Origin of the sequence: Winogradskyella aquimaris, assembly GCF_042676105.1 — a bacterium.
Lineage (GTDB): Bacteria > Bacteroidota > Bacteroidia > Flavobacteriales > Flavobacteriaceae > Winogradskyella > Winogradskyella aquimaris.
Genome location: NZ_JBHTJQ010000023.1, coordinates 1 through 5,077, shown reverse-complemented (window position 1 = coordinate 5,077; position 5,077 = coordinate 1). Strand labels below are relative to the sequence as shown.

Here is a 5,077-nt window from a genome sequence, read left to right as displayed (position 1 = left end):
ACATTGTGTATAAGCAATAGCGGTTTGAGTGCAAACTTGAACCGCTTTTGTCATTTAATATGAGTATATTGAAATCCGAAAGGTAGTTGCGTAAAACCCGCTACTGCTCATACACGAGACCGTTGTGCAACATTAAAATGAATATCGAGAGTTTAAAAGAAAAGTATCTCAAACTGACAAAAATCTGTGCGGAAACAGATTATGCCGACAAAAAATCTGTTCGGAAAAACAACTCTGCTGTAAACGAAATGTATAAAATTGTTGAATTAATTTCTGAAAATGACAACGGAATTGAAATACAAAAGTTTGCGGAATTACTCACTGTTAAGGAGAACCGAACTAATCTTTGGGTTGCAACTCATATGCTCGAAAAATTAAACGTTGACAATAAAACGGAACAACAAGCATTGAAAATATTAAAAAAAGTAGCTAGCGGAAACGGAACTGATGCAATCGGATATAAAAGCTGGCTAAATAATTACAAATTAAAAAACAGAACTAAATAAAAAACGTTGCACAACACCGACTATAGTTCATTGCTTCTGACTTTCCTCGCGGAAAGTCCTCGCAAATTTGCTATCTTCAGTTTACGGCGGAAAATCCTAGCTGATTTTCACGCAACGAAACCATAGCCAAACCGTTGTGGTGCATACGAAAAAATGGTAACTAACATTAAAATATCGTCTTTAATTATATTGATTTTGTGCATTTTTGGCTGTCAAAATGCGGAACAAAAACCTATAAAAAAAATCGAAAAAAATTTCGGTCTTTACGAGAATGAAAGTGACAGTATTGCGGTTGAATTAAAATTAAATGAATTTAATAACTGGAACGAGTTACTCGAACGGACTGAACAAATTGTTTGCAATGATAGTCTTCCAAAAATAACTTTTAACAACAATAGCATTATAAAAAGGGTTTATTTGAGGAATCCTTGTTGGGAAGGAATAGGCTGCATTTTAATTAAACAAAAAAATACAATTCAAATACATAATGATACGATTAGTAAATCAGACAGATTTTTTTATCCATTAGATAGTTTAACAAGTGTTCTGAAAAAAGACTTTGAAAACAATGGTAAAATTCCATCTTGGAGCGTTAGTCCTGAAAAGCTAATGATTTTCATTTCTTACGACAACAATAATATGGAAAGACTTCCAAAAACAATAGAAAGAGTACTTAATGAATATGAAAAATTAACGGACAGCGTTGTGTTGAAAATATGGCTGAATGAAAAATTTGATATTCCACCACCACCGCCACCACCGAAAAAAATAGACGAAATTGAATTAATAGAAAATAAAAAATAAGTACGACACCACAACACCGTGTATAAGTTATGGCTTGGGCAAGAGCCTACTCGGAAAATCCTCGCGGATTTTCCTGCTGGGTTTTGTACTTGGAATCGTCCGTGACGAGACACGCCACAACTCATACACAAACACGTTGTAGGCAATTATGACCAACCAAATCAAATGAATGAGAATTTAATAGCTATACTAATAATACTTATTTACTTTTCACCAGTTTTTTATCAATTGGGAATAGTGATAAAAGAGAGTAAAAGAGGTAATAAAATTCCACTAAAGAAATTTAAAAAGTTCTTAAAATACAGTGTAATGATAATTATTCCAGTAATAGTCGGATTTGGAATTTTAATTCATACCAACTATCTGAATTATGAGAAACCCTTGACTTTTGATAAATACGACCAAATAACCTTTGAAAACTTCAGAGGGCTTGAGTTTTTTAAAAAATCACTTTATGGGAATGAAAGGTTTGCATATGTAGTTACATCAATAGATAGCCACATTGATGATAATTCTGTAAAAGTTCAATCTCTATTCTATCCTTCTCGTTCGTTTGTTTATAAAAAGAATACTAATAGTAAAGAACTGTTAACACACGAGAAATATCATATCAGAATAACTGAATTATTCGCTCGAAAAGCAAAAGAAAAAATATCAAAACTCAACAGATTTGATAAAAACAAAATCGAGGGAATAATTAGGCAAGCAGAAAAAGACGAACGAAAATTTCAAACAGAATATGACTACAACACTTTCCATAGTTATGTTTTGAGCGAACAAAAAAGATACGAAAAAGAAGTTGACAGTTTACTAAATTTACTGACTGAATATAAAGAACCAAAAATTGAATTTAATGACAAAAATTAGAATTATCCTTTTTGCTTTAATAAGCATAACACTTACGAATTGCAATACAGAAAAACACGAATTTCCACTTGAAAAAAGATATTGGGACTTAAATGACTATGATAAAGTAGTTTTGGAATTAAATTATGGTTACGAAGCAGACGAAAAACTTCCAACTTTTGACGACCCACAAACAAGAATTATCGTAGAAAAACTTACTGACCAACAAAATTTTAATATTGTCCTTGATGACAACGAATTAGGCATTAAACACAGAAACGAAGTTGCGGAAAAGTTCTTTAGTGAGTGGAAAGATATGAATAACATCTATGATGCACTTGACAGAAAAGACCAATATTTATACGATAAAGAAATGCTTGCTGTTTGGCATTTTGGTTTAGGACTTCAACTAAAATATTTCAAATTAGGAAATGACCAAATAAAGGAAAATGCAGACGACCCAAATTCTTCAAGGGTTCAAAATAACATTAACTCAAACGTTAGTACTTTAATAAAAAACTATCTGATTTATCTGGACGAGATAAATAACGAAAAAGCATTCACAGAGGAGGGAAAAACAAAACTTGCAAACGGAATTGACAAATATTTTCCAGCCTTGATTGAACTTTATCCAGACGCAAATTACAGCGGTATGAAAAACAAAGCGGAATTGATGCTAAAGAAAGCTGAATCGGATAAAATTAAATCGTCGTTGAATAAATTAATTGAACTGATTGACTCGAAAAAAGAAAAAGAAACTGAATAAAATAACTGCCTACAACAATGTCTATAAGTAATTGCTTGTTCTCGCCTACTTTGGAAATTCCTGCGGAATTTCCAAATGGGTGTGTACTTGCAGAGTTAATCTCTAAACCGCGCAACTACTCATAGCCTAGACGTTGTAGTGCATTTGAGAAAAACGATATGCTGAAAATAATCCGAATAACATTTTACATAGTTTTGTCCCTTTTCTTATTGGACATTTTCGACTTATTTCAAACCAAAATCGGATTTTTAAAATCAATCATTTATTATGGGATTTTGATTTTACCAATTCCTTTGCTCATAATGGAATTTAAAGCTAATCGAAATTTATCTGAACCTATATTAAGAAAGGGAATTCCAATTTTGACAATTATTGGACTGATTTACTTGAATCCATTAAAAATATTATTTCTTACTCAAACGTGGAAAACTCAAACGGTTGAACTGATTAATGAAAATAGTGGTAATCATAAAGTGGAATTACAAATGAAAGATATTGGAGCTTTAGGTTATGCGAAACGAAACGCTGAAGTATATTATTTGACAAAGTATTTTTACTTTGTACTTTCCGAAAATTATGACGACAGGAATTTTATCGGAACTGACTGGAAAAGAATTGACGAAAACATTAATGAAATTGGATTAAAATAATGTCGGACTTTAATCTGACTTGAAAATAGAAACGGAAATAAAAACGCACTACAACACCGTATAAAATTAATGGCTAGTTCTCGCCTACTTACGAAAATCCTTGTGGATTTTCTATCTAGTGTTTATTTGCTAAATTAGGTACTTAAACACGCCACTAATCTTATACATAACCGTTGTGCGTAAGTTGAAAAAATGAGTAACTACGATAGAATAAATAGCGAAAGGAATATATTTCTGACCAAAATATTTGAGCCAGAAGAGAACTCATTGGAATTTGAATTGACAATGGGAATAGTCGGCGAATTGGAAAAGAGTCATAAAATTCTCGGTGTTGATATCGGACCTTCTCGAGCAGTTTACCACAATGAAAACAGTGAAATATTCAAAATAACTTTTGACCGATATATAGCCTACTCGGTAATTAATGAAAGTTACGAAAGTCTTGGAGGAACTGAATACGTTGGAGAAAAAATTCGGACTTATAACAAATCGAATTTCTTGGACTATGTAAAAGCGGACACTTTTGCATCGGCGGACTATCCAGGAGAATTTAAGCATTATGCATTCATATCGCTGAATCACATTGTGAACGTAGTATCAACTGTTGAACCGAAAATTGAAAAAGTAAATTGAAAAACCTACGCACAACAATGTATAACCGCAATTACGGCGGATTCGACTACGTCCGAATCCACTCGGAATTGCTAACGTCAGAGTTTAACCGAAAATTAACGCATATTAACCCGTAACTGACGGTTATACTAGACCGTTAGGTGCAAGTTGAAAAAAATATGAACGAAATAAAACAAAGAAAAGGATTTGAAACCCGGTCTTATAAAATAGACTCTGATTCTGAATTTGTAGAAGTTGAATACAATTCAATTAAGGACAAATTAAAATATAAAATTCATCTGACCGAAGTCGGAAACGAAATTCAGTACGAAGCGGACAACATAATCGTGGGGAAAATATTTGTTGGAATTACAAGTATCATAACTTTAATCTGTGTCGGAGTTTATTTTTTAGGAAATCCAGAAAAACCTGGGACATATGTTGCCAATGCAATAATTTGGGGAGTACTATCAATTTTTGGATTTTTAAAACCACACAAGGATGACATTTTAATTGCGAATGGGAATAAACTAATAAGACTATTTCGAACTAAACCAAACGAAGAAAAAGTAACGGAATTTGCTAAAAATTTAATCAAAATAGCAAATAATAAAAAGAAAGAAATGCTCATCAATTTTGACTTGGAAGAAGAACAATTTATGGGAAATATGCAATGGCTAATGAATATGAAATTGATTGACAAATCGGAATTAGAAGAATTAAAATCGGAATACAAACTAAAAAAACTGATATAAAAACCTGCACCTAACAATGAACTAAGCTAAAATCCAAATAAATTTTGGTTTAATTCATGGCATAATCAGAATCGTAAGGCAATCCTGATTTTGCGATAGCAAACGCTTGTTTTATAAGCTTATTACAGACTGCGATTA

General features: G+C 32.1%; 7 protein-coding genes. All 7 read left to right on the top strand.

The window, feature by feature from the left end; all coding sequences use genetic code 11:
- Positions 1–137 precede the first annotated feature (137 nt).
- Entirely contained in the window at positions 138–506 is a 369-nt protein-coding gene (locus ACFQ1K_RS14505; RefSeq protein ID WP_320556850.1) for a hypothetical protein, read from the top strand.
- Between the two features lie 153 nt (positions 507–659).
- Positions 660–1,310, top strand: coding sequence for a hypothetical protein (locus ACFQ1K_RS14500; protein ID WP_320556851.1), 651 nt, complete (start codon positions 660–662; stop codon positions 1,308–1,310).
- Between the two features lie 165 nt (positions 1,311–1,475).
- Entirely contained in the window at positions 1,476–2,177 is a 702-nt protein-coding gene (locus ACFQ1K_RS14495; protein ID WP_320556852.1) for a hypothetical protein, read from the top strand.
- Positions 2,164–2,922, top strand: coding sequence for a hypothetical protein (locus ACFQ1K_RS14490; RefSeq protein ID WP_320556853.1), 759 nt, complete (start codon positions 2,164–2,166; stop codon positions 2,920–2,922). The genes ACFQ1K_RS14495 and ACFQ1K_RS14490 overlap by 14 nt, the downstream gene beginning before the upstream one ends.
- A gap of 158 nt (positions 2,923–3,080) precedes the next feature.
- Positions 3,081–3,572: a hypothetical protein gene (locus tag ACFQ1K_RS14485; protein WP_386134375.1), complete on the top strand. Its 492-nt coding sequence runs from the start codon at positions 3,081–3,083 to the stop codon at positions 3,570–3,572.
- Between the two features lie 285 nt (positions 3,573–3,857).
- Complete coding sequence (locus tag ACFQ1K_RS14480) at positions 3,858–4,205, top strand: hypothetical protein (protein WP_320556855.1); 348 nt, start codon at positions 3,858–3,860, stop codon at positions 4,203–4,205.
- Positions 4,206–4,363: 158 nt separating this feature from the next.
- Positions 4,364–4,939, top strand: coding sequence for a hypothetical protein (locus tag ACFQ1K_RS14475; RefSeq protein WP_320556856.1), 576 nt, complete (start codon positions 4,364–4,366; stop codon positions 4,937–4,939).
- The last annotated feature ends 138 nt before the right edge of the window (positions 4,940–5,077 follow it).